Genomic DNA, 22,695 nt, shown 5'->3' with positions numbered 1-22,695 from the left:
TTCAAGTATGGCGAAACCATCCAAAGTTATATTCCCAGCTTCAGCGGCGAGTGCTCTAAATTAATCAGCAAAATTGTTGAGGATAGGAACATGAACAAGAAAACTATGGGTCTTACGACAACCTTTGTTTTGATGGCTACAACAGCACTCTCGCAAACCACCAAACAAGACGTCATCGACGAGCTTACTGAACAAGGTTTCCAGAGAATTGAAATAACAAACACGCTTTTTGGGAATCTCCGCTTTGAGGCAACTGGGCCTGGGATCGAGAGAGAAGTGGTATTGGGAAAAGATGGAACCATCGTCCGCGATCGATCTGAGCGTGACGATGAGTACGATGACGAAGAAGACGACGACAGAGATTTTGACGATGAAGATGATGATGAAGGATTTGATGACGAAGAAGATGACGGCGAAGGTGATGATAGCGAACGTGACGACGAAGGCGATGATGGCGAGCGTGACGACGGCGGCGAAAGCGACGGCGAAGGCGACAACGGTGGCGAAAGTGATGGCGAAGGCGACGACGGCGGCGAAAGCGATGGCGAAGGCGACGACGGTGGCGAAAGCGATGGCGAAGGCGACGACGGCGGCGAAAGCGATGGCGAAGGCGACGACGGTGGCGAAAGCGATGGCGAAGGTGACGATGGTGAGGGAGATGATGACTAAGGTGTATTTCCGCTTGCCCGCAAGTGAGTCTCAAGTTTGAACAATTGGTTTAACAAGGACGCCATGTTCAAGGCGGGGATCGCTATATATGCGATCTCCGCATTTGCGTTTGCGGCTGAATTGGTTGGCGAAATCACCGGATATTATCTTTTCTCTGCGAGCTGGGTGGTGCACGAAATCACCGCGCTCATCACCCTGTTCGGCTTTGTTATTGGGGGGGTGTTGATCTGGCAGAGCCACAAACTTTTTTTGCGGCGACATCAGGAGATCAAGCATAGTCTTCAGATGGCTCAAGGTGAGTTTTTCCGGATGCTAGAGCTGCAATTCGACCGCTGGAATCTGAGCGCTGCGGAGCGAGATGTTGCACTACTCACTGTGAAGGGTTTGTCTGTCGCAGAGATAGCTAAATTGCGTGAGACCAGTGAGGGCACAATTAAGTCGCAGAACAACTCCATCTACAGAAAGGCCAATGTTAAATCGAGAACGCAACTTTTGTGTGTTCTGATTGAAGAGCTATTGATTGAAGAGAAAGAGTGAACTCCTCAGTCCTTCGAATCTAGTTTCTTAAGTGTTCTGAAAGCCCGTCCGGAAATCGCCTAAAAGCAAACGTTCAAGAGCGTTTAAAGCAGAGGCTAAGCGTGCTTACAAAGTCCCGTTCTCGCGTAACGCAACAAGCGGTTGATTCAATGCCGCAAAAACTGCTCAGATCAATCGCAGTTCAAAACACCCACAACACCTCGCGTCCCTCTTCCCCCGGACCACATCACCTGCCATAATAGGGGAAACTCAAAAACAAGAGCAGCACCCATGCCCGACGATCTGTTGACGCCAGAAGCGACCACAACTTATGACGCCTCGTCCATTGAGGTGCTCGAAGGGCTGGAACCGGTTCGAAAACGGCCCGGCATGTATATCGGTGGTACCGATGAGCGTGCCTTGCACCATATGGTGGCCGAAATCCTAGACAACTCGATGGACGAAGCCGTAGCGGGCCATGCCAACCGGATCGAGGTCGAACTGCATTCCGATTACGCCCTGACCGTACGCGACAACGGGCGTGGTATCCCGATCGATCCGCACCCCAAGTTCCCCGACAAATCGGCGCTAGAGGTCATCCTGTGCACCTTGCACGCGGGTGGAAAATTCTCGGGCAAGGCTTATCAGACCTCGGGCGGTTTGCACGGCGTGGGTGCGTCTGTGGTCAATGCCCTATCGGATTCGATGGTCGTGCAGGTAGCGCGCGACAAGCAGCTGTTCGAGCAACGCTTTTCACGCGGTATCCCACTGGGCCCCGTCGAAAAGGTCGGCGCGGCGCCCAACCGGCGCGGCACCACTGTCACCTTCCATGCGGACGCCGACATCTTCGGCCATCACAAGTTCAAACCCGCGCGGCTGTTCAAATCCATCCGCTCCAAGGCCTACCTGTTCTCGGGCGTCGAAATCCGCTGGAAATCTGCCATCGATGACGGTGAAACGCCAACCGAGGCCACATTCCACTTCCCCGGCGGGCTCTCTGACTATCTTAAAGAAACTATGAACGGCTCGTCCACCTACGCCGAGCAACCCTTTGCTGGCACCGTGGACTTTCAGGAGAAGTTCAACGCCCCCGGCAAGGTCGAATGGGCGATCAACTGGACACCGTCGCGCGATGGGTTCATCCAGTCCTACTGCAATACCGTCCCCACCCCCGAAGGCGGCACCCATGTGGCCGGGTTCTGGGCCGCCGTCCTCAAAGGAATCAAGGCGTATGGCGAGCTGATCAACAACAAGAAGGCCGCGCAGATCACCCGCGACGACCTGATTACAGGCGGCTGTGCGCTGGTATCCTGCTTTATCAGTGAACCGGAATTTGTTGGTCAGACCAAGGATCGCCTCGCCACTGTCGAGGCGCAACGGCTGGTCGAAAACTCGGTCCGCGACCATTTCGACAACTGGCTGGCCGCGGACACCAAATCCGCCGGCGCCATTCTGGACTTTCTGATCTTGCGATCCGAGGAACGCCTGCGCCGACGGGCCGAGAAGGAAACACAACGCAAGTCCGCCACAAAAAAACTTCGTCTCCCCGGCAAGCTGGTGGACTGTTCCAGCTCAACACGGGACGGAACCGAATTATTCATCGTCGAGGGCGACTCAGCGGGCGGTTCCGCCAAGATGGGTCGCAACCGCAAAACGCAGGCGCTTCTGCCCCTGCGCGGCAAAATCCTGAACGTGCTGGGCGCGGCCAGTTCCAAGCTGGGCACCAATGCCGAGATCAATGATCTGACCCAAGCCTTGGGCGTTGGCCTCGGCACCCGCTTCAACGTCGATGACCTGCGCTATGACAAGATCATCATCATGACCGACGCGGATGTGGACGGCGCGCATATCGCCGCTCTGCTGATGACATTCTTCTTTACACAGATGCGGCCCATGATCGACGCGGGCCACCTCTACCTCGCCTGCCCGCCGCTGTATCGCCTGACCCAAGGCGCCAAGCGCGTCTATTGTCTGGACGAGGCCGAGCGGGACGAATGGCTGGAAAAAGGTCTGGGCGGCAAAGGCAAGATCGACGTCTCGCGCTTCAAGGGTCTGGGCGAAATGGACGCCAAGGACCTGAAAGAGACTACGATGGACCCGGCCTCGCGCAAACTGATCCGCGTCACCATCGACGAGGACGAACCCGGCGAGACCGGCGATCTGGTCGAGCGCCTGATGGGCAAAAAACCCGAACTGCGGTTCCAATACATTCAGGAAAACGCGCGGTTTGTTGAGGAGCTGGATGTTTGATTTTGTGCTTTGAGAAGTGAGCGTCGAAGATTGTGCATCGTCAGTCTAAATGACGCTAAAACTCTTTAGTTCTATCCCTTATAGATTCACAATTAGTTGTTAAAAAAATGAGAAAATTTAAGTTCAATATCGCAGCAGGTTCAATACTTCTCGCCTTCGCAACAGCCGCAAGTTCCGAGCTGTCAAAACCTGCGTGTGATTTCATTGAACTCTATGAGAGCATTGAGGGTGAGGGTTCCTTCTCAGACTTGGTCACGCATATGCCACATGACGTTGAGTACTGCCACTTGGCTGATGGCTGCGACAATGGACTGAAGAAAAGAACAAGCCCCATACAAATTACTATCGAAGATGGTGGTTCTGAGGAAACTAGAAAGCTATTTAATGTTAACTTGGCATACACCGTTAACATAGTGAGCCACTTGTCGGGGCTAAAGTTCTATCTTGATGAATATCCGGATACAGTAACAGGATTCATCCATGTAATTTTGGTTGGCGACTCTGAAGAGATAGATCAAACTACTCTGGTGCCAGAGTTTTTTGCAAAATTCCTGAAATCCGAAAAGCTAACCTGCCTCGCCACGAACTTTGACTGGCACAACGCTGATATTGAGTATTCCGAGGTTTGGATCAAAACATCGATTTCACCAAAGAAGTTTGCAAATTGTGTGAAAGAAGAAATTTTCAACGCAAGTGGCGTGCCGGGAGATCCGTTAGGTTTGGATTCCTTGTATTCGGAAGACACGTTCTCAAGTGAGACCTTTGGCCCCCCCATATTTCAAAATTTCGATGCCCGGCCTCTGATCGCCATGCAGTTAATATATCTGGATGAGATGGTGAATGGGCAGAGCCGCGCTCAAACAGAAGAGACGGTAAAACGTGTCATCGATGAATTCTGCTAGGCTCACGCAAGATTTCGCGCCCGCCTTGAGAAGTAGGCTAGGAGCGTCCATGACGCAAATCTCCGAGGATTGGTTGAATGGCGCGGAAGGTCTCCACAAGCGACGCATTAACACGCCCCTTGCCTAACCCGTTGATCCCGTTCACACTTACCCTCAATCTGTCATCCAAGAACGAGTTTTGAGGTTCCGAGCGTCCAAGACCCAATTGACCACCATCACATTTCCGAACGGGAGGACGACATGAAAACACTAACCCTCGGGCTGGCCCTGACCCTGCTGGCCTCGGCAGCCCCCGCGCAGCAGATGCTCAGCACCGCATCGCCCATTCCAGACGGCGCCGAGACGCGGTTTTGCTACTATGACGGCATGGCCTATTCGCCGGATGCGTTCGTCTTGCTGACCGGTGACAATACCGTCACCTCAACCATCAGCACGCGCGAGGAACGCTTGCTGCGGTGTCATCGCAATGACGATGGCTCTCTGGTCTGGAAACCGCAAAGCACGTTTCAAACCAACAACTGACGTAGGATAGGTTTCCAACCCATCAAAGCGTACCGGGAGCGATGGGGTGAAACCCCATCCTACCCCAATTTCTGGTCCAGCCAATCGGCGATCTGTCCGGCTGGGCCTTCCCAGCCCGGTTCCATGAACAGAAAATGCGCGTGGTTCTCGACTGGCAGAAACGTCGAGCGATCTCCGTAAAGATTCGCCAGCGCACGGCAGGTGTTGGGGTTCACAGCCCGATCCTCGGTGCCTGAAACGATCAGAACCGGGCAGTCGACCTTGTCGATATCCACCTTCATCGCGTGGTGATCGTCGAACATCCAGAAGAACATCTCGAACATCACCCGCCCGCTTTCCGGGCCGAGCTGGTCGAACACCTCATGCTGCTGCGCCTCGGGCATCTTGTTCAGCGCAAAGGGGGCCATCAGGTCGAAATCGACGCGCATGGACTGTTTCCAGAACGCCCCGCCCTCCATCAAAGCGCGCGGCACAGCACGTTCGTCGTCAGTTTCAGGCAAGGTGCCCCAAGCCGCGTTCGGGTTGATCAGGACAATTGCGCTGGCCAAACCGCGAGAGGCCACCTGTTGTGCCACTACCCCCGCGATGGCATGGCCCAGCAGCACCGGTTTGCTGTCCAAACCCTGAACGAATTCAGCTACGTCATTAGCGTAATCCAAGACGCTGGTTTCGGTCAGGCCCGGATCGGGTTCGGCGTTAGGGTCGCCGCCATGATACCGCAACGCAGGTGTGTGTACCGACCAGCCACGTGCGCGAAAGAACTCCGCGTAATCCTGCATGCACCACGGCCCGGCAAAAGCTCCGTGGATCAGAACAATCTCTTTTGTCATGAAAAACTCCCTCACCTGTGACCAATATGTGAGGTGAAGGACGAGGTCTGCAAGCCCGTTACTGCACTGCGCTCAAAGGACTGGGGTATTGTCCCCGGTCCGTTGGATGGCATTCGGGTCGATGAAGGCACATTCGACGAAGTCTGGCTGGGGTATTGGAAACGTTCGGATGAATGCGTCTCGCAGGCCCATGTTGGTAGATTGTGTGCCTGACAGAGCGCCGCGCCCGATGTCGCAGGATCAAATAAACTCGTCCAGTTTGATTGATAATTACCAACGAAAATTTTTTGCGCAGTTGCGACCGGCCCGCTCGCTCGCGGACCGGTCGAGTTGGGTCAGCCGTAGCGATAGGGCCGACCGGCCTTTTGCATTTCGGCGTTATATTTCTTGAAGATTTCAACAACCTTGGCCTTGGTCTCGGATTCAGCTGCAATCTCATCCCAGAATTTGACAGCCGCTTCTTCGACCTGCGCCCATTCGGCATCTGGAATTGTGGTCAGTTGCATCTTGGTGCCATTGACGCGAAGGTTGGCTTCACCACCCCAATACCACCACTGGCGATAATAGTGCGACTGATCACAGCAAGCGCGGAACAACGTCTGCAAGTCTTCGGGCAGTTCGTTCCAACGGTCCATATTGGCAAAGAAGTGACCCGCCCAGGCGCCCGATACGTTGTTGGTCAGGAAGTAGTTGGTCACATCGGCCCAACCGACGGTGTAGTCTTCGGTAATGCCTGACCACGCGATGCCGTCCAGCTCTCCGGTTTGCACCGCGACTTCGATGTCTTCCCACGGCAGGGTCACAGGAACCACGCCGAACTGCGACAGGAACCGACCCGCCGTCGGGAAGGTGAAGATGCGCTTGCCCTTCATATCCTCCAGCGAGTTGATCGGATCCTTGGTGGCAAAGTGGCAGGGGTCCCACGCGCCGGCACTGATATGCTTCACGCCGACCTTGGAATATTCCTCATCCCAGATCTCGTTCAGGCCCCACTGGTTAAACAGAACCGGTACATCCAGCGAATAGCGCGAAGCAAATGGGAAATAGCCGCCGAAAACAGTGACCTCGGTGGGTGAAGCCATCGAGTCATCATCCGACTGCACCGCATCGATGGTGCCCTTCTGCATGGCACGGAACAGCTCTCCGGTGGGCACAAGCTGATCGGCATAGAACAGCTCGATCTGCATCCGGTCACCTGCGATCTTGTTGAACATCTCGATGGCTGGATCGATCACATGGGCCGCAAGCGCTGGCCCCGCATAGGTCTGCATCCGCCATGTAATCGTACTTTGCGCCAGCGCCGGTGCGGCCAATGGTGCAGCTGCAACCCCCACCCCGGCAGTTTTCAGAAACTTACGTCTTGTCGTCATGTCAATTTCCTCTCCGTTAAAGTTCAAGTGCCCGTTTGCCGGGCCTTCTGGTTAATTTCCGTAAACATATCCGGGCAGCCAAAGCGCTATTTCCGGGAAGATCATGATTATCGCGAGCGCCAGAACCATTACGCCCACAAAAGGAAAGATCGAGCGATAGATATCGCGCAGCGTAATCTCGGGCGGGGCCATCGCTCGCATCAGGAACAGATTGTAACCGAACGGCGGCGTCATATAGGCGATCTGGGTCGTGATCGTATAAAGCACGCCATACCAGATCAGATCAAAACCCAATGCCCCCACCAGCGGTACATATAGCGGAGCAACGATGACGAGCATCGCGGTATCATCGAGGAACGTGCCCATGACGATAAAGCTGAGCTGCATCAGGATCAGGATCATCCATGGTGAAAGATTGAGTTGTTCGGTGAACAGATTGTCGATGGCCTTAACCGCACCCAATCCATCAAATACGGCTCCAAATCCCAGCGCGGCCAGAATGATCCACATGAACATGCAGGATATGGCCAGCGTTTGCTTGGTGCAGTCCTCAAAGATTTTCCACGTCATCCGGCGTTTGAGAACCGAGGCCGCTAAAGCCGCCAGCGCCCCGATCGCTGAACTTTCAACAAGCGAGGTCCAGCCATTGACGAAGGGGATCATCATGGACGCGAAGATAATCAGCGGCAGAGCGCCTGCCCCCAACAACCGGATTTTTTCGGCCCGAGGCACTTCGTGCGCGTCCTCCATCGCTGGGCCGAGCTGAGGTTGAATGCGACAGCGTATCCATATGTAGAGGATGAACATTGACGCCATCAGCAGCCCGGGCACAATACCGGCCAACCACAGCTGACCCACAGGTTGCCGCGCGATCATGGCATAGAGCACTAGAACCACGGAAGGCGGCACGAGAATCCCCAGGCTCGATCCGGCTTGAATGACCCCGGTCACCATGGTCTTGTCGTATCCGCGCCGCAAAAGCTCGGGCAAAGCAATTGTCGCCCCAATGGCCATTCCGGCGACACTGAGGCCGTTCATAGCAGAAACCAGAACCATCAGCCCGATTGTACCGATCGCAAGGCCTCCGTTCACCGGCCCCATCCAAACGTGAAACATGCGATAGAGGTCGTCAGCCAGGCGGCTTTCGCTCAGAACATAACCCATGAAGATAAACATCGGCAGCGTGAGCAGCGGATACCACTTCATCAGTTTCATCGCGGCCGAAAAGGGAATATCCTGCCCGCCTGTTCCCCACAGTGCCAGCGCCGCAATCGCCGAAACCGCGCCGATGGCCCCGAAAACGCGCTGGCCTGTAAACAGCATCAGCATCATTGAGGCAAACATGAAAATGGCGATATATTCCTGACTCATGCCCGGCTGACCCCGATTTCCTGCCCGTTGATCCGTGCGATGTCTTTGAAGAGTTCAGAAATTGCTTGCAGCAGCATAAGAAAGAAGCCGAACACCATAATTGCCTTGACCGGCCAGATATAGGGCCTCCATGCAGTCGATGAGCGTTCAAGTCTCCCGATCTCTTCACTGCCGGTCAGAAGACCTGTGAAATAGGAAACCGGTTCATCGCCCCAATAGCCGAGGCTGTAGGCGGTCGAACCAAGTCCACCGTAGAACAGCACGCCAAGATATAGGATCAGTAACAACACCGTGCAGGCGTCGAACCAAGCTTTCCGGCGCGGACTCCAATTGTGATAAAACAGATCCATCCGTACGTTCGAACCCAATTGGATCGAGTACGGACCTCCTATGATGTAGTAGGTCACCATTGCAAACTGCGCCATTTCCAGCGTCCAGAGCGAAGGTAGAAAGAACGTTTTCGAGATCGAGGACCACAGCAAAATACCCATCATCACAAACAGGCCCCACATCATGACCCGCCCGATCCGATAGTTCACCGCATCAACGATGCGCACATATGCGGCCATCATTTTCATTGCCGCGCGCCCTCGCTTTGGATCGCGCTCATCGTGTTTTCGATCCAGTGCACCAGATCATCAGCAATCGCTTGTTGTTGTTCAGGCGTCTCGATCAGATCATTGCGAATTTCGATCATGACGTTCAGCAAACCTCTTGGTTTCGCGTGAACATCCAGCGTATGTGCTACGCCATCGCGGGCTGAGTATGGCTCATTCAGGCGCGTCTTCAGCGGCAGGTCTGCAGGGGCCTTTTCCAGCATTTTCAACGCAAAGCGCTCGTCTTCGCCATGCAATAAGCCCAATTCGACGGTCCGTTTCTGTCCCCGATACACGGGCGTAAAGCTGTGTATTGTCACCATCAACTCAAGTGTTTCGCGATGACGATCCAACATTCCTGCAAGTTCCAAACAAAATGGCTTATAGACCTCATCGACTCGGGCCTTGCGATCAGCGTCGGACAGGGAGGCGTTGCCCGGAATGGCGAAATCCTCGCTGTTAGCAGGCATCGCATCGTCGGCTTCAGGTGGCCGATTACAATCATAAACAAGCCGCGAAACGCCTCCGTAGATCAATGAAGCAGACATTTGTCGTGCCATAGCCTGCGCGACAGGCAAAGCACCCGGATCCCATGCGATATGGCTGCGCAAAGCATCCGCGTTTAGACCCAAGTCCCTCAATTCTTTGGGTATCCGGCACGATGCATGTTCACAGACCACGATGACCGATGGGCTGCCCGCCGGTTCGCGTGCGTGAACAACTGGTCCAAAATCCAGATCCCCGACCGGCGAAAGGTTGTTTTGCGATTCCATGGGGAAAAATTTCTACACCCAGCCTTAACCTGTCAATAATTTTCCTGTAAAATATTCCACACAACCGTTTCAGATGTCAAAAATTGCACATCAGATGGTGGTCAACCAAAGAGGATGTAATCCGTGCGCGTAACTGAAAGACTCCTTGCCCATCGCGAAACGATGACCCCATCGGAGCGGCAATTGGTGAATGTGCTGCTGGATGATTATCCAATGGCAGGTCTTGGCAGCATTACGGAACTCGCAAGCATCGCCTCGGTTTCAACCACGACAGTCGCGCGTATGCTGCAGAAAACCGGATTTGTCGGCTATCCTCAGTTTCAGGCCGCTATCCGCAGCGAAGTGAAAGAGATGATCTCGGGTCCCGTTGCCAAGCGGGATGTCTGGCAAAATGATCTGCCAGAGGAACATATCCTAAACCGCTATTCCCGGCAGGCGCTGGACAACCAACGGCGTTCAATCGATGAGGTGGCTCCGGAAGAGTTCGACAGCTTTTGCCGCCTATTGTGCGATCCAGATCGACGCATTTTCATAACCGGAGGACGCATTACCGGGACGCTGGCGCAGTATCTGTATCTGCACCTGCAAATGATACGACCCGACGTGAAACTGCTATCAGATGCGGCCTCCTGGACTCATGATCTGCTTGAGGTGCGTGAAGGAGACGTGTTGGTGGCCTTGGATGTGCGGCGGTACGAAAACACCACGCTGCTGATCGGACAGCTTTGCCATGAACGAGGCGCCGAGGTCGTGCTGCTGACGGATCAATGGCGTTCGCCGATCCATCGGCTGGCAAAGCACACATTTGCAGCGCGTATCGCGGTTCCGTCTGCGTGGGATTCCATGGCCTCGATCCTGGTACTGTTGGAATGTGTGATCGCCGAAATGCAAGAACGTCTGTGGGACAGCGTGAAAGAACGTACGGAAGAGCTTGAGCAGGCATTCGACAGGACCAAACTGTTCCGCAAATTCGGCCAAAGCTCGGGATCCTGACGCCTTTTTCGTGGTGTCATGAGATACAACTGCGCGTGAACACTATTGTCTGAACAACCTCAGATCGTACATTCTGTACACATGACATTTATTGCCGACAATCAACTACCGTTGCTTATTCTTTCGTTTCTGATCGGCCTATTGGGAACGGGCTTCTTATTCCGGAAGCCAGCGGGACATCGAGCCTGGAAACTGGCAGATCTTGTCTGGGTGGTTTTGGGCGGGATCGGCGCATTGGTCGCCGTACTGGCGGGGCTCTATACATCAGACAGTTCACGATTGGATCGGCAAATTGACGTCGCTTATGCTGCAACTTTGGCCTTCGACCGCGATGCAGCACGCTTTCGACTGCGGTTTTGCGACCCGGCATATGATCCCGATACCGCCGTTTTGTGTGAAAAGGTGGAATTCTTGTCTGCCTCGACCGCCAGCAATGCGGATTTACCGCTCTTTATTGCGGTCACAAACGAAGTTGCACCGCTGCAAGGGCTGCATTTTCTGTTTGGCCGGACATCAAAGGACGAGATGGAAGAGGCTCGCGATATGGCCGCTAAGGCCGATGCTTTTGATATCCAGCAGTTTCTGGTGTTCACCTCTCTGGATGAAACCACGCAAGCCGCCGTTGACAACATGCGCCGCAAAGTACCTGCCATCGCAGGCGACTACCTGATCCTCGCCCAGAGCTATGACGATCTGATTGATCAGGTGGGCAAATTGAAGGAGGAATGGGAATATCTGCAGGCCAATGCGCATATTCTGGTCTTACAGATCATCGCCCTATGTCTGGTCAGTTTTGCGGCCCCGTTTCGCCTAGGGAAGTCCATTGTTGAACTGCGCACCGCCTTTATCCCCGATATGCCTTCGCCAACTTCGCCGGATCAGCCCCAAGAAAATAGCGCGCCAATGTCCAGAGATTCCGCGCACCCCGCCGAAACCAGCCCTGACGGATATAGCGTTCCGCATTCGTAACCGCATTCGCTTTTAACAGCACCGAGCGCGGCAGGGCGCGAACCAGGGCAACATCTTCCATCAATGGCTGATCCGGATACCCACCCGCCGACAGATAGGTCTGGCGCTGGACCAACAGTCCCTGATCGCCGTAAGGCAACCCGAACAGGCGGCTGCGCAAGTTCGCCCAGCCAGCAACCCAGAGTGGGGCCACACCCTTGGCGCGGAACCGCAAACGAAAGGCCGCAGGTTGGCCTGTGTTCAGATGTTCTGCAACCGCTGCGGTCCAGCCCGGTTGCAACTCGGTATCCGCGTGCAGGATCAGCAACCAGTCAGCCTTGGCCTCAGCGCATCCCCTCCGCAATTGCCCGCCGCGTGATGGGGCACCTGACACGATCCGGGCCCCTGCCTCATCAGCGATCTCTAGCGTGTGATCATCCGAACCAGCATCGCTGACGATCAACTCGCGGATCAGTCCCTGTTGCAGACCTTCCATCAGCGATTGCAGTGTACTTGGCAGCTCCTGCCCTGCATTCAATGTCGGGATTACGATGCTGATTGGGGCGGACACGTCTGATACCCTCTGGTCATGGCGGCGCGTTCTCCTATATCACGAGGCCAGACCAAATGACGAGGATCAACCCATGCCCAATCGCCGCATTCTGCGCCTGACCGGCAAGGATACAGACAGCTTTCTGCAAGGGCTGATCACAAATGACGTACAGCGGTTGAATGAGGGATTGGTCTACGCTGCCCTGCTGACCCCGCAGGGCAAGTATCTGGCTGATTTCTTTTTGAAACGGGACGGATCATCGGTTCTGCTGGACGTGGCAGAGGATCTGGCCGACGCGCTGAATAAGCGCCTGACGATGTACAAGCTGCGAGCTGATGTTGCGATCGAAGCAACCGACCTCAATCTGCAGCGCGGCACAGGCCCCGCGCCAGAAGGCGCCCTGGCCGATCCAAGGCATCCTGATCTTGGCTGGCGCGGCTATTCTTCGGCACCGGAAGACGAAGATGGTACAGACTGGGATGCGATCCGCGTACGTCATTGCATTCCAGAGACAAATATCGAACTAACGCCAGACAGCTATATACTTGAAGCCGGTTTCGAAGCCCTGAATGGCCTCGACTTCAAAAAAGGTTGCTATGTTGGTCAGGAAGTCACCGCGCGCATGAAGCACAAAACCGAACTGCGCAAAGGCTTGCGTGTTGTTGAAATTATGGGCGCTGCACCGATCGGATCCGAGATACAGTCTAGTGGGAAGCCCGCCGGAACTTTGTTTACGCAATCCAATGGCAAGGCTATTGCCTATCTGCGCCTTGATCGCGCCCAAGGGGACATGCTGGCGGGCGATGCGATCGTGCGTTTGACCGACTAACCCCACGGATAGCCACGCGCCACGTTTTCGCTGGAACCCATCGCGCTGCGCGGTAACACTGGCGCCGGAACTGCAAGAGGGATGTAAAAGATGTTCCGGCTGTATCGGGCAATCTGGCGGGCCAGTGCGGGCCGGCAAGTAATACTAATCCTGCTGTCATTGGCAGTTGCAGCGCTGGCTGCAGTTCCGCTGGAATTTCAGCGCGACATCATCAATCACCTGACATCCGCAGATGTCGGGGTTGAGCGATTGTTGACATTGGGTGCTGGCATGATGGCTGTCATTTTGCTGAGCCTTGCGCTGAAATGGGTGCTGGGCTATCGGGCGGGCACTTTGGGCGAGGACCTGATCCGCCTGATCCGTCAACGCCTGTTGGTGCGCGCAGCTGATCTCAACCAAACCGGAGAATCCTTTCGCAAGGGAACCATGAGCACAGCCGTCTCTGCCGAGGCTGAAGAGCTTGGTAAATTTGCAGGCGGCGCCTTTTCCGACCCCGTTGTTCAGATCGGAACGTTGATCAGTGTGATTGGCTATATCTCTTCCACACAACCCGGCCTGGGTCTGATCGCGTTTTCGATGATCCTTCCACAAATCATCATTGTTCTGGTCTCGCAACGGCGCGTGAACGTCTTTGTCGCCGAACGGGTCCGTATTCTGCGCAATTCGACCGACCGTTTGACGACCGAAGATATCGAGGCTGTATCTACAGATATCGACGCACTGTTTGATGACATTTACGAAACACGCCGTCGCATGTTCATCTGGAAATTGTCTGCCAAATTCTTGCTGAGCGTTATCAACGGCGCCGGGACGGTTGGCATTCTGATGCTTGGCGGATGGCTGGTTTTGCAGGGGCGTACGGACGTCGGCACGGTGGTTGCTGCCACCAGCGGGCTAACACGCATACAAGGTCCAACCGCATTCCTAATCGCATTCTATCGCCAAGTCAGTGCCAATCGCATCAAGTTCGAATTGATGCTTGAACTGTTCGGTCCAGACCCCGAGCGATACCGGCGACCGCGCAACAAAAAAGACCGCACCTGAAGGATGCGGTCTTTCGAATGTGGTTGGAACAAGCTTAGGCGCGCTCGGAATATTCCATCGTTTCTGTATTCACGATGATCATTTCATCCTGACCAATAAACGGTGGAACCATGACCTTGACGCCATTATCCAAGATTGCAGGTTTGAACGAGTTTGCAGCGGTTTGCCCTTTGACGACCGGTTCGGTCTCGACAATCTTGCAGGTCACCTTTTGCGGCAGCGTCGCATTCAACGCCTCGCTCTCATAGAATTCGACAACAATGGTCATGCCGTCCTGCAGAAACGGGCGGCGCTCGCCCAGCAATTCCGACGGCAGCTCGATCTGTTCGTATGTCTCAGAATCCATGAACACCAACATGCCATCGGATTCGTACAGGAACTGCTGATCTTTTTGCTCAAGCCGTACGCGCTCAACCTTGTCCGCAGAACGAAAGCGTTCGTTCAGTTTTGAGCCATTACGCAGGTTGCGCAGTTCGACCTGTGCAAAAGCACCGCCTTTACCGGGCTTTACGTGATCCACCTTAACAGCCGCCCACAGCCCATCGTTATGCTCAAGCACATTGCCAGGGCGTATTTCGTTCCCATTTATCTTGGGCATGACTTAAATCCTTCACAAACGGTTGATGCGTCAGTTGTTGTCCCTATATCTGGCGTGACCACACCTGACAAGACAACGAAACCTAGTGCTGCACATGCAGCGAGCCATGCAAATGACGCAACGTAGTTATGCAATTTAGGTGTATCCGAATCGCATGTAATAGGTCATAAGGACCGTCACGCCGAAAATTGCAAGAGCAAGAAAAACAGGAAAAACGAGATGAGAGATTTCGTTGACGGCACTGCCTTCAATAACGAACAAGGCAATCGTGCACGCAAACTTTTCGCAGCCGTTGTACTGGCTGCTCTGGATGATGCCATCGCTGACGACAAGAAATACGGCAATGGGCCAGAACAAATTGCCCGCTGGGCCCGTTCACGCGATGGTCGCGAAGTACTGTCCTGCGCCGGTATCGACCCCAATGAGCGGGTTGTTGGCGGATTGATGGAATTCGTCGGTCGCGGCGTCCGGACTTCGGTGGCTCTGTCACGCGAAGAAAGCGAACGCCGGAATGCGGCTCAGCAGGCCGAAGCGGCCTGATTGAACCCCGCATCCGATTGAAAAAACGCGCCCTGACGACGGGGCGCGTTTTTCATTGACCAGGCTAAAAGTACATTATCCATTGCCTTGCAACCCAGAGCTCGGCTGCAAGAAAAACAGCAAAAAAGAGCTTAGCCCCTATCGAAAGGCCGCGTTGCCACAACACCGCATAGGCCGCCAAACACACCGCCATGGATATGGGCGCGACCCAAATGGCGTGATGCGTACTGTCCCAATAGCTGATGGGGCTTTCGAAGACCCAAGAACTGAGCGGCCAGAATTGTGGCCGACCATCTCCTGCGTGCAATAAGAAATCCATCACCAAGTGCAGCAGCCCTGCGGACGCACCTATGGGTCAATAGGTGCCAACCTCGCCACAGCCCTAGGCCAAGCGCGGTTCCCCACACAAAGAACGAGTTGTCGACGGCGAACACCGTTTGCCAGGCTGGCGAAAAGTAAAGCTGGTCGAATACAACCTGTGCCGGGATGTTCAGAATATACAGCGAGGCACTTGCCATCACATACAACGACAAGTCCGGCAACACCGATCCAAGTAACGCTGCGCATAATGCGGCTCCTTGGGCTGGGCGTGCAAAAGCGGCGGCGCCGATCAAAAGATGCGCAGGTGTGTTCATAGGGGGCTTTTCCTTTGCCCTTAAATCAGGTCATCTGCGCGTCAACATAGGAGACAGGCCATGGCGCGGTCCATCATGATTCAAGGCACCGGCAGCAATGTCGGAAAATCGGTTTTGGTGGCCGGACTGGCACGCGCATATACCCGACGCGGGCTGAGGGTTGTGCCGTTCAAACCACAGAACATGTCGAACAACGCCGCTGTCACCGAAAACGGCGGAGAAATCGGGCGCGCGCAAGCCCTGCAGGCGCGGGCGGCGAAACGGCCGACGCATACCGACATGAACCCGATCCTGTTGAAGCCAGAAACCGACACAGGCGCGCAAATCATCCTTCAGGGCAAGCGCGCAGGCACAATGAAAGCGGGCGACTATCGCAAAGATAAATCCAAGCTTCTGGGTGCAGCTTTGGAAAGCTTCGGCCGGTTGTGCAGCGACGCCGATTTGGTGCTGATCGAGGGCGCAGGCAGCCCGGCTGAGACCAATTTGCGCAAGGGTGATATTGCCAATATGGGATTTGCGTGTGCCGCTGACGTTCCGGTTGTTCTGGTCGGGGATATCCATCGTGGCGGAGTGATCGCCCAAATCGTTGGAACACAGGCAGTCCTGGACGCAAGGGATCTCGAGATGATCCGAGGCTTTGCCATAAATCGGTTCAAAGGCGACGTGTCCCTATTTGATGAAGGTCGCGATGACATCGCGGCCCGGACCGGTTGGCCCTGTGTCGGCGTGGTGCCCTGGTTTCACGATGCATGGAAGCTGCCCGCCGAGGATATGATGGATATTCGTTCTCATGCCGGAGGCGCGTGCAAGATCGTTGTGCCTCAGCTAGAGCGGATGGCGAATTTCGATGATCTTGACCCGCTGTCGGCAGAACCGGGTGTGACGGTAGAGATCATTCCTGCCGGCCGCCCCCTGCCCGGCGATGCCGATCTGGTGTTGCTGCCCGGCAGCAAATCCACGATTGGCGATCTGGCCTATTTTCGAGCGCAAGGCTGGGACATAGACCTCTATGCCCATGTCCGTCGGGGAGGACACGTTCTGGGCCTTTGCGGCGGATATCAGATGCTGGGAAAAACCATCGCGGATCCGGATGGCGTAGACGGTCGCCCAGGTCACGTCGAAGGTTTGGGGCTGCTGGATGTCACCACCACTATGGCCGGTGAAAAGCAGGTTACATTGCGATCAGCGACCACCCTACCCGGTAAGGAACCTGTCAGCGGTTATGAAATCCATATGGGTAGGACCGAAGGTCCGGATTGCGCCCGCGCGTGGCTGCAGGTCGGGGGGAGGCCAGAAGGTGCCGCCAGCGCCAATGGACGCGTACGCGGCAGTTATTTGCACGGGATTTTCACATCAGACGCGTTTCGCGCCAGCTATCTGTCCGGATTGGGCGTTGTATCAGAAAACGCCTATGAAGACGGCGTCGAACAGGTTCTGGACGACCTTGCCGACCATCTTGAGCGGCACATGGATTTGGACCTGCTTCTCTCGATGGCGCAGACACCAAATCGGGGCTGAGGATTAGTCTCGATCCCCAGCGGCCAATGCGCGCACAATTTCACGCCGAACCATCTTGCGCAGGTTCTTGGTAATCCGCTCGCCCAATGCGCCTTGCAGCTCCTCTCGGACGATCTGCGCAACAAGCTCGCGCAACTGCTGCTCCTCAAACACCGCACCGGTGGGCTTTGGTGTCGGATCCGCTTTGACCGAACGATCGCGTATGAACACGGCCTCTGTTTTGGACTCTGTGTCAGGTTGTGCGACTTTAGACTGCGCAAATCCCTTGTCCACTGGCCACTCGACAGCCTTTGTCTTTGTACCAGAGTACTCATCGTCGCTTTCACCATCCGGTTCCCACTGATCTTCAGTCCGGGCGATCGCGGCTTCCAAGGCTTCGATTTTTGCGCTCAAACTCCCCGCAAGGTCACGCTTTGGTTCTCCGGTGCTGACCTCCGCATGTTTGGCAGGCACAACATCGTTGGGCTGCAAACGCATCGGTTCGTCTGGGTTGTCAGGCGTATTCGCGGCCTGTCTTTCTGCCTCATCGCCCGCGCTGCTATGAGGCATCAACTTCAGAGGTGCCCGCTTCTTGGCAATCAGCGGTTCCTCGCTGACACGCAGGGCGTCGGTCAAAACCAGCCGCCCAGGCTTGGACGCCGGGGGCGAAGGGACAAAGATAAATTCCGATTCGCCACTGGCGTCTTCGTCGACCATTCGTTTAACCGACGAGAGAACGTCCTGAATATTGGCGTTTACAACACGATCCGACATATTTTTCTACCGCTCTAACCTTGGTTCGATTGTAGCCAATCAAAACCATCGCCACAACAGGTAGCGATACTGTTTAATCCCGGCGCAATGCCTTGAGCACCCGATCCAAATCGCGGCTTTGCTTGCTAACCTGCGATGGCGCCTTTTTGACGAGGTTGTAATACAAGGTCGGGTCATAAATCTGCACCGCCAGCCCCAAACGTTCTGCCGTCAACAAACCCTGCGCCTGCAGCAACTCATACGCAGCACGAGACCGCTCAGTCCGAGACGCAACTTCAGCCAACTGTGCGTCCAACAAATCCTGCTGAGCGTTCAGAACATCCAAAGTTGTACGCGCACCTAGCGTCGCTTCTTCGCGGATACCGTCAAAGGCAACTTGCGAGGCGCGAACACGCTCGGTCGAAGCCCGCAAGCTGGCCGTAGCGGCCTGAAATGCCGCATAGCGATCCGCAACTCCTTGCGTGATGTTTTTCTGTACATTCAGCAAATTCGCGCGAGACGCGTCACGCGTTGCCATCGCCCGACGCACTGCAGCCGCCAGACCACCGCCAGCATAGATCGGCTGATTGAAATTCAACGAGATCGTTGCATCGTTGATATAGTCATCGTTGTCATAGCTCTCGGTAATACCTGCATCAGCATTCAAGCTGACATTCGGTCCAAGATTGGCTCGCTGTTGCTGCACGATCAGATCCAGCGCGCGAACCTGATGCTGCGCCGAAAGTATAGCCGGGTGGTTACGCTGTGCCAGATTGACAGCATCGGATTCCGAACGCGGCAGATTTGGCAACCTCGGCTGGCCAGCCGTCCTTCCTGGCGTTTTGCCAACTGCATTCACGTATTCAGCCTGAGCAATGCTCAGGTTACCACGGGCAACGGCCAAGTCCGCTTGCGAACTGGCCAACTGTGCCTCGGACAGCGCAACGTCTGTACGTGTCACTTCACCAACCTCGAAACGGTCTTGCGAGGCACGGAGTTCCTCGGCTGACACTTCCACGTTGTTTTGGCGGATCGCGACAGTTTCTTCCTGCAGTAAAACACCTAAATAAGCATTCGCTGCACGAATTAGGATTTGCTGTTCGATATCGATCAAAGACTGACGCGTGGAAAGAACGGTTTCCTGCGCCGATTGCTTGCCCAGAACCGAAGCGCCACCGTCATAGATCAACTGGCTAAGCGTAAGGCCCGAGAAAAAACTGGAGGGTTCGGTCGTGTTGATTAGGCTGCTTGTATTGGTCCGCGTGTAGTCGCGGCTAACACGCACCGTCCAGTTGATGATGGGACGTAATGCAGACAGCGCAATTGCGACGTCTTCATCCGCTGCCCGCAGCAATGCACGGTTCTGTTCGAGCAGACCGCTGGTATTATACGCACCGATAAACGCATCTGTCAGATTGTCAGCCCAAACTGACCGTCCGGGTATTGCACTAAACGCAATACCAGCAGCCAAAGTGAGACCTTTGAGCAGCTTTCCTGTCGTCGTCCCGCGCATTACCAAATCCTCTCAAATCGAAATTACGCAACCACCGGAGCAGTTTGCGCCGGTGTTTTCAAGTAATCAAGGCATCAAAAATACTTCTATTGCCAACTATAGCGAAAATGCACACTCAGCGCAAAACGCGGGCAAAACCGGAGCGCTGGCATTAAACGCATAGCGCCACGAAATCCGGCCTGCAGCCTTAATACCTACCCGCACAGTCCCAAGACTGCCCTCCATGAACAGGCAGACGATCCGTCCACCATCCTTGAGCTGATCCAGCAGCGTGGCGGGCAACTGCTCAACACCGCCCTGAACCAAGATTACATCATAAGGGCCATGCTCAACGGCACCCATTTCGAGAGGGCCTGTGTGAACAATTGCATTATCTGCATCGGCTTCCATCAGAAGTGTCTGCGCTTCTGCCGCCAAATAGTCTTCGGATTCCACAGCCACGACTAACTCAGCCATTCGCGCCACAATCGCAGTCGAATAGCCCAATCCAGGTGCAATATCCAAAACCACTTCATCGTTGGAAATATTCACTGCATCCAACATCTTGGCCAAAGTTCTGGGCTCCAGCAGGCAACGCCCGCCTCCCAATTCAATCAGATCGCCGACATAGGCTGCCTCGCGCTGCGAATCCGGCACGAAATTTTCACGTGCCACTGACAGCATCGCATCAATGATCGGGAATTTTGTCACATCCGAGGGCCTGACTTGAGTATCAACCATCGTAAGACGCCGGGCTGCGAAATCTGTCATTTGATCGCTCAATCCTTGTCATTCTGCTTATTGGCTTGTGCCACATCCGCCTGCCAGCAGCAACGGCTCAGACGGCAAATTCGGGCGCGGCAAAATGATCATATCAGAGCGCTTCGGAATTTCGTACAAGAGCAGAAACAATCGCACTTAAAGCTCTGGACGTTCACTCAGAAAGCTGTTAGAACGCCGACCACACCACAGCAAGTATTTGATATTGCTTGAAAAGGCGAGTTGGCGGAGTGGTGACGCAGCGGATTGCAAATCCGTGTACACCGGTTCGATTCCGGTACTCGCCTCCACTACTTTTCAATGAGTTAGAAGCATTGGCAATTTCTGCCGAAGCGCGTTTTACAATCCATTTTACAATTCCGTTCACGCTTTGCTCTCCTTGGCCTCACTTAGAAGCGTCAAAACGTCATCAGTTTCACCCGGCGAACCCATTCACTCGGACTCACTCATTGAGCCTATCAACGCTTTCCGTTTCCACATGGTCTTGCTGCGTGTGATGATCGAAAATAACTCGGGTCTGGATAGTCGACTCATCCACGACGCTAAATCGACGTGCGGCACTTACCAGAAACCAGTTCAGCGGATCACGTGGACAGAACAATTAGCGTGGTGAACGACCCGGTTCGCAGTCGACCCAATAAATATGTTCTCGATTCCCGGCTTGTGTGAGGCCAGCACTATGCAATCGATGTCGTTTTCATTTGCGAAATCAACGATCGCTCGGCCAGCGCTCCCCGAGGTAAGCCGCGGTTTCGCGCCCGGTAGCTCTGCAGCATCCCGATGTAAGCCTTCCTGAAGCTCTTTTCGAGTGTTTGCCAGAACTTCCTCGGGTATCTGGGATGCCACATATGCAGGGATCGGTTCCTGCACATGGAGCACTGTGAATTCCGCATTTGCATTCGCCAGCAAACGAGCAGCTTCAAATGAGGCCTGTGTATCATGATCTTTGTCCAGCGCGACTGGTACCAGAATGTTATTGTACATATTAGCTACCTTCCATTGCTCCAGCTACGATCTATCTGGCCTCCGCAGTGATACGGCACACTAAACCGGTTCTGATTTCGAAGACTTACCCGCTTTCTTTGCTGTGCTTGCAACATCATCTATCGTCTTTTCTACTGCTTCGGCTTCGGTTTCCGCTGCATATGCTGCACATCGGGCAACTGTTTCGAACCATTCCTGTGCGTCAGCTACAAGGCGTTCGGCTGAATGCTTCTGCCACTCTGCTATGGTTTGCAGTGCTTTCGCCGGATCAGTCGGGTCTGCGGCAGACGCCGAACGCGCAGCTTCCAGCGCGGTTCGAACAGCCTCGTGACGCCTCTCAAACCAATGTTGAGCAAAGGCCTCTGCCTCTTTAAGTGATTTTTTCTGCGTGTCCCAGAATTGCTCAAGCTGAGCGCCTAAAAACGGATTGGCCGTGGTAGTCGGCTGCATCTGCTTGAAAACATCGACAAGTGGGTTGGAGTAACATGATTTTGGCTTCTCTTCAGGCATTGGAGATTCCTCCTCATCTTCCAAATGCTGAATGTTACCAGATCTCGCAAAAAATAACCTTAATGTAGATCAACCAGTGTCACCAAACTTAAGCAGAGGTGCTCTACAATCTAATGGCGGCATTTGTACCATCCTACTCGATTTGAATAGACTCCAGATAATAAATTACATTTGCCAACGGAACACCTGCGAACATCGGCTGGCCGTCAGGCATCGTCAGCGCAACTTTTTGATCCGAATCCAAAGCTGGTCCAAAAATGGGCATTTCTCCGCCATGCGCGAGCAATGGCGCGCGACCATCAATTTGGCGCGCCACCGCCTCAATCGGAAAAACACCTTCGTTTTGGGCCGCGAGCCTCGTCAGATCAGGTGTTCTTATTGCCAGCATCTCCGCCATTGGACCATCTCCTGTGGCCTCGAAACCATGGCATTGCCAACAATAAGTTCTGTAGAGATCGTGCCCATTTTGAAGGTCTATGTCCTGCGCCAGTGCAGCGCTTGCAGTAAAAATTGACAAAAGAAGTGTACGACAAACTAGCATCTGTTCCTCCGACAAGTTCAGCATTTCGAGTTCAAAATACGCGATATCGAATGAATGTTTCATTGATCTCGCTCATATTCAGCCTTTGAGTACCAACTGAGAAAAACCTTCACGAAAGGACGGTCGTAGCAGTCGAATCCGCCTCGCTGATCGGGTCTTAGCGCCTAATGATATAGATCAATGCCAAATGAAGCATTAC

Annotated in this window: 25 protein-coding genes, 1 tRNA gene and 1 pseudogene; 13 read left to right on the top strand and 14 right to left on the bottom strand. The window is 54.4% G+C overall.

Going from position 1 to position 22,695, the window contains the following annotated elements:
• Positions 1 to 90 precede the first annotated feature (90 nt).
• The 5 genes from G7G_RS24355 to G7G_RS0104925 all read left to right on the top strand — a co-directional run bounded on the left by G7G_RS24355 (position 91) and on the right by G7G_RS0104925 (position 4,859).
• Positions 91 to 669: a hypothetical protein gene (locus tag G7G_RS24355; RefSeq protein WP_010439084.1), complete on the top strand. Its 579-nt coding sequence runs from the start codon at positions 91 to 93 to the stop codon at positions 667 to 669.
• Positions 670 to 732: 63 nt separating this feature from the next.
• Positions 733 to 1,206 (top strand): helix-turn-helix transcriptional regulator, encoded by a 474-nt coding sequence (locus tag G7G_RS22750; RefSeq protein ID WP_037320777.1) that lies wholly within the window; start codon positions 733 to 735, stop codon positions 1,204 to 1,206.
• Positions 1,207 to 1,476: 270 nt separating this feature from the next.
• Positions 1,477 to 3,435: a DNA topoisomerase IV subunit B gene (gene parE, locus G7G_RS0104935; RefSeq protein WP_010439079.1), complete on the top strand. Its 1,959-nt coding sequence runs from the start codon at positions 1,477 to 1,479 to the stop codon at positions 3,433 to 3,435.
• 107 nt (positions 3,436 to 3,542) lie between these two features.
• On the top strand, positions 3,543 to 4,337 hold the full coding sequence (locus G7G_RS0104930) for a hypothetical protein (RefSeq protein WP_010439076.1): 795 nt from the start codon (positions 3,543 to 3,545) through the stop codon (positions 4,335 to 4,337).
• Positions 4,338 to 4,577: 240 nt separating this feature from the next.
• Positions 4,578 to 4,859: a hypothetical protein gene (locus tag G7G_RS0104925; RefSeq protein ID WP_010439073.1), complete on the top strand. Its 282-nt coding sequence runs from the start codon at positions 4,578 to 4,580 to the stop codon at positions 4,857 to 4,859.
• A 59-nt stretch (positions 4,860 to 4,918) separates the two neighbouring features.
• Here the strand turns inward: G7G_RS0104925 and G7G_RS0104920 are convergent, their stop codons facing one another.
• Positions 4,919 to 5,689 (bottom strand): alpha/beta hydrolase, encoded by a 771-nt coding sequence (locus G7G_RS0104920; RefSeq protein WP_010439070.1) that lies wholly within the window; start codon positions 5,687 to 5,689, stop codon positions 4,919 to 4,921.
• Between the two features lie 33 nt (positions 5,690 to 5,722).
• Between G7G_RS0104920 and G7G_RS0104915 the strand changes: the two genes are divergently transcribed.
• Positions 5,723 to 5,902 (top strand): hypothetical protein, encoded by a 180-nt coding sequence (locus G7G_RS0104915; protein WP_010439067.1) that lies wholly within the window; start codon positions 5,723 to 5,725, stop codon positions 5,900 to 5,902.
• 122 nt (positions 5,903 to 6,024) lie between these two features.
• Here the strand turns inward: G7G_RS0104915 and G7G_RS0104910 are convergent, their stop codons facing one another.
• Genes G7G_RS0104910 through G7G_RS0104895 form a run of 4 tightly spaced genes read right to left on the bottom strand, consistent with a single transcriptional unit; the run spans position 6,025 to position 9,799 of the window.
• Positions 6,025 to 7,059 carry a TRAP transporter substrate-binding protein gene (locus G7G_RS0104910; protein ID WP_010439065.1) on the bottom strand — a complete coding sequence of 345 codons (1,035 nt, stop codon included), beginning with the start codon at positions 7,057 to 7,059 and terminating at the stop codon, positions 6,025 to 6,027.
• 51 nt (positions 7,060 to 7,110) lie between these two features.
• A complete protein-coding gene (locus G7G_RS0104905) occupies positions 7,111 to 8,430 on the bottom strand; it encodes a TRAP transporter large permease (RefSeq protein WP_010439063.1) in 1,320 nt (439 codons plus the stop codon).
• Positions 8,427 to 9,008 carry a TRAP transporter small permease subunit gene (locus G7G_RS0104900; RefSeq protein WP_010439060.1) on the bottom strand — a complete coding sequence of 194 codons (582 nt, stop codon included), beginning with the start codon at positions 9,006 to 9,008 and terminating at the stop codon, positions 8,427 to 8,429. Before G7G_RS0104900 ends, G7G_RS0104905 begins: the two co-directional genes overlap by 4 nt.
• Entirely contained in the window at positions 9,005 to 9,799 is a 795-nt protein-coding gene (locus tag G7G_RS0104895; protein WP_010439057.1) for an N-formylglutamate amidohydrolase, read from the bottom strand. Before G7G_RS0104895 ends, G7G_RS0104900 begins: the two co-directional genes overlap by 4 nt.
• 123 nt (positions 9,800 to 9,922) lie before the next feature.
• Between G7G_RS0104895 and G7G_RS0104890 the strand changes: the two genes are divergently transcribed.
• Both G7G_RS0104890 and G7G_RS0104885 read left to right on the top strand, forming a co-directional pair.
• A complete protein-coding gene (locus G7G_RS0104890) occupies positions 9,923 to 10,792 on the top strand; it encodes a MurR/RpiR family transcriptional regulator (RefSeq protein WP_029621737.1) in 870 nt (289 codons plus the stop codon).
• An 81-nt stretch (positions 10,793 to 10,873) separates the two neighbouring features.
• A pseudogene (locus G7G_RS0104885) lies at positions 10,874 to 11,629 on the top strand (hypothetical protein); the annotation flags it as partial.
• 7 nt (positions 11,630 to 11,636) lie between these two features.
• Here the strand turns inward: G7G_RS0104885 and G7G_RS23880 are convergent.
• Positions 11,637 to 12,311 carry a TIGR04283 family arsenosugar biosynthesis glycosyltransferase gene (locus G7G_RS23880; protein ID WP_029621734.1) on the bottom strand — a complete coding sequence of 225 codons (675 nt, stop codon included), beginning with the start codon at positions 12,309 to 12,311 and terminating at the stop codon, positions 11,637 to 11,639.
• Between the two features lie 73 nt (positions 12,312 to 12,384).
• Between G7G_RS23880 and ygfZ the strand changes: the two genes are divergently transcribed.
• The gene (ygfZ, locus tag G7G_RS0104875; RefSeq protein ID WP_010439047.1) at positions 12,385 to 13,122 is read left to right on the top strand and encodes a CAF17-like 4Fe-4S cluster assembly/insertion protein YgfZ; all 738 of its coding nucleotides are present in this window, start codon (positions 12,385 to 12,387) and stop codon (positions 13,120 to 13,122) included.
• A 90-nt stretch (positions 13,123 to 13,212) separates the two neighbouring features.
• Positions 13,213 to 14,166, top strand: a complete 954-nt coding sequence (locus G7G_RS0104870) for an ABC transporter transmembrane domain-containing protein (protein ID WP_010439045.1) — start codon at positions 13,213 to 13,215, stop codon at positions 14,164 to 14,166.
• A gap of 34 nt (positions 14,167 to 14,200) precedes the next feature.
• Here G7G_RS0104870 and efp read toward each other — a convergent pair whose 3' ends face one another.
• On the bottom strand, positions 14,201 to 14,764 hold the full coding sequence (efp, locus tag G7G_RS0104865; RefSeq protein ID WP_010439041.1) for an elongation factor P: 564 nt from the start codon (positions 14,762 to 14,764) through the stop codon (positions 14,201 to 14,203).
• Between the two features lie 219 nt (positions 14,765 to 14,983).
• On the opposite strand from efp, the gene G7G_RS0104860 reads away from it, so the two are divergent.
• Positions 14,984 to 15,304, top strand: a complete 321-nt coding sequence (locus G7G_RS0104860; protein ID WP_008757056.1) for a DUF6280 family protein — start codon at positions 14,984 to 14,986, stop codon at positions 15,302 to 15,304.
• 131 nt (positions 15,305 to 15,435) lie between these two features.
• Here the strand turns inward: G7G_RS0104860 and G7G_RS22745 are convergent, their stop codons facing one another.
• Positions 15,436 to 15,939, bottom strand: a complete 504-nt coding sequence (locus G7G_RS22745; protein WP_010439034.1) for a hypothetical protein — start codon at positions 15,937 to 15,939, stop codon at positions 15,436 to 15,438.
• Positions 15,940 to 15,999: 60 nt separating this feature from the next.
• Between G7G_RS22745 and G7G_RS0104850 the strand changes: the two genes are divergently transcribed.
• Positions 16,000 to 17,457 (top strand): cobyric acid synthase, encoded by a 1,458-nt coding sequence (locus G7G_RS0104850; protein WP_010439031.1) that lies wholly within the window; start codon positions 16,000 to 16,002, stop codon positions 17,455 to 17,457.
• Between the two features lie 3 nt (positions 17,458 to 17,460).
• Here the strand turns inward: G7G_RS0104850 and G7G_RS0104845 are convergent, their stop codons facing one another.
• From G7G_RS0104845 to G7G_RS0104835, 3 genes are all read right to left on the bottom strand, one after another.
• Positions 17,461 to 18,210, bottom strand: a complete 750-nt coding sequence (locus tag G7G_RS0104845; RefSeq protein ID WP_010439029.1) for a hypothetical protein — start codon at positions 18,208 to 18,210, stop codon at positions 17,461 to 17,463.
• 73 nt (positions 18,211 to 18,283) lie between these two features.
• Entirely contained in the window at positions 18,284 to 19,702 is a 1,419-nt protein-coding gene (locus G7G_RS0104840; RefSeq protein ID WP_010439027.1) for a TolC family outer membrane protein, read from the bottom strand.
• A gap of 96 nt (positions 19,703 to 19,798) precedes the next feature.
• Positions 19,799 to 20,452 (bottom strand): protein-L-isoaspartate O-methyltransferase family protein, encoded by a 654-nt coding sequence (locus G7G_RS0104835; protein ID WP_010439025.1) that lies wholly within the window; start codon positions 20,450 to 20,452, stop codon positions 19,799 to 19,801.
• A gap of 225 nt (positions 20,453 to 20,677) precedes the next feature.
• On the opposite strand from G7G_RS0104835, the gene G7G_RS0104830 reads away from it, so the two are divergent.
• Positions 20,678 to 20,751, top strand: a tRNA-Cys gene (locus G7G_RS0104830).
• Positions 20,752 to 21,037: 286 nt separating this feature from the next.
• On the opposite strand, the gene G7G_RS0104825 is transcribed toward G7G_RS0104830, so the two are convergent.
• The 3 genes from G7G_RS0104825 to G7G_RS0104815 form a co-directional block, all read right to left on the bottom strand.
• Positions 21,038 to 21,445: a universal stress protein gene (locus G7G_RS0104825; protein WP_010439022.1), complete on the bottom strand. Its 408-nt coding sequence runs from the start codon at positions 21,443 to 21,445 to the stop codon at positions 21,038 to 21,040.
• A gap of 60 nt (positions 21,446 to 21,505) precedes the next feature.
• Complete coding sequence (locus tag G7G_RS0104820) at positions 21,506 to 21,955, bottom strand: phasin family protein (RefSeq protein ID WP_010439020.1); 450 nt, start codon at positions 21,953 to 21,955, stop codon at positions 21,506 to 21,508.
• Positions 21,956 to 22,088: 133 nt separating this feature from the next.
• Positions 22,089 to 22,559: a c-type cytochrome gene (locus tag G7G_RS0104815; RefSeq protein ID WP_010439017.1), complete on the bottom strand. Its 471-nt coding sequence runs from the start codon at positions 22,557 to 22,559 to the stop codon at positions 22,089 to 22,091.
• Positions 22,560 to 22,695 lie beyond the last annotated feature (136 nt).

The sequence above is a fragment of the Ruegeria conchae genome, assembly GCF_000192475.1.
GTDB classification, from domain to species: domain Bacteria; phylum Pseudomonadota; class Alphaproteobacteria; order Rhodobacterales; family Rhodobacteraceae; genus Ruegeria; species Ruegeria conchae.
This window is presented reverse-complemented; position numbering and strand designations above follow the sequence as displayed.

Excerpts from the sequence above, each read along its gene's own strand:
- G7G_RS24355 (WP_010439084.1), top strand. The coding sequence starts at position 91 with ATGAACAAGAAAACTATGGGTCTTACGACAACCTTTGTTTTGATGGCT.
- G7G_RS22750 (WP_037320777.1), top strand. The coding sequence starts at position 733 with ATGTTCAAGGCGGGGATCGCTATATATGCGATCTCCGCATTTGCGTTT.
- parE (WP_010439079.1), top strand. The coding sequence starts at position 1,477 with ATGCCCGACGATCTGTTGACGCCAGAAGCGACCACAACTTATGACGCC.
- G7G_RS0104930 (WP_010439076.1), top strand. The coding sequence starts at position 3,543 with ATGAGAAAATTTAAGTTCAATATCGCAGCAGGTTCAATACTTCTCGCC.
- G7G_RS0104925 (WP_010439073.1), top strand. The coding sequence starts at position 4,578 with ATGAAAACACTAACCCTCGGGCTGGCCCTGACCCTGCTGGCCTCGGCA.
- G7G_RS0104920 (WP_010439070.1), bottom strand. The coding sequence starts at position 5,689 with ATGACAAAAGAGATTGTTCTGATCCACGGAGCTTTTGCCGGGCCGTGG.
- G7G_RS0104910 (WP_010439065.1), bottom strand. The coding sequence starts at position 7,059 with ATGACGACAAGACGTAAGTTTCTGAAAACTGCCGGGGTGGGGGTTGCA.
- G7G_RS0104905 (WP_010439063.1), bottom strand. The coding sequence starts at position 8,430 with ATGAGTCAGGAATATATCGCCATTTTCATGTTTGCCTCAATGATGCTG.
- G7G_RS0104900 (WP_010439060.1), bottom strand. The coding sequence starts at position 9,008 with ATGAAAATGATGGCCGCATATGTGCGCATCGTTGATGCGGTGAACTAT.
- G7G_RS0104895 (WP_010439057.1), bottom strand. The coding sequence starts at position 9,799 with ATGGAATCGCAAAACAACCTTTCGCCGGTCGGGGATCTGGATTTTGGA.
- ygfZ (WP_010439047.1), top strand. The coding sequence starts at position 12,385 with ATGCCCAATCGCCGCATTCTGCGCCTGACCGGCAAGGATACAGACAGC.
- G7G_RS0104870 (WP_010439045.1), top strand. The coding sequence starts at position 13,213 with ATGTTCCGGCTGTATCGGGCAATCTGGCGGGCCAGTGCGGGCCGGCAA.
- efp (WP_010439041.1), bottom strand. The coding sequence starts at position 14,764 with ATGCCCAAGATAAATGGGAACGAAATACGCCCTGGCAATGTGCTTGAG.
- G7G_RS0104860 (WP_008757056.1), top strand. The coding sequence starts at position 14,984 with ATGAGAGATTTCGTTGACGGCACTGCCTTCAATAACGAACAAGGCAAT.
- G7G_RS22745 (WP_010439034.1), bottom strand. The coding sequence starts at position 15,939 with ATGAACACACCTGCGCATCTTTTGATCGGCGCCGCCGCTTTTGCACGC.
- G7G_RS0104850 (WP_010439031.1), top strand. The coding sequence starts at position 16,000 with ATGGCGCGGTCCATCATGATTCAAGGCACCGGCAGCAATGTCGGAAAA.
- G7G_RS0104845 (WP_010439029.1), bottom strand. The coding sequence starts at position 18,210 with ATGTCGGATCGTGTTGTAAACGCCAATATTCAGGACGTTCTCTCGTCG.
- G7G_RS0104840 (WP_010439027.1), bottom strand. The coding sequence starts at position 19,702 with ATGCGCGGGACGACGACAGGAAAGCTGCTCAAAGGTCTCACTTTGGCT.
- G7G_RS0104835 (WP_010439025.1), bottom strand. The coding sequence starts at position 20,452 with ATGACAGATTTCGCAGCCCGGCGTCTTACGATGGTTGATACTCAAGTC.
- G7G_RS0104825 (WP_010439022.1), bottom strand. The coding sequence starts at position 21,445 with ATGTACAATAACATTCTGGTACCAGTCGCGCTGGACAAAGATCATGAT.
- G7G_RS0104820 (WP_010439020.1), bottom strand. The coding sequence starts at position 21,955 with ATGCCTGAAGAGAAGCCAAAATCATGTTACTCCAACCCACTTGTCGAT.
- G7G_RS0104815 (WP_010439017.1), bottom strand. The coding sequence starts at position 22,559 with ATGAAACATTCATTCGATATCGCGTATTTTGAACTCGAAATGCTGAAC.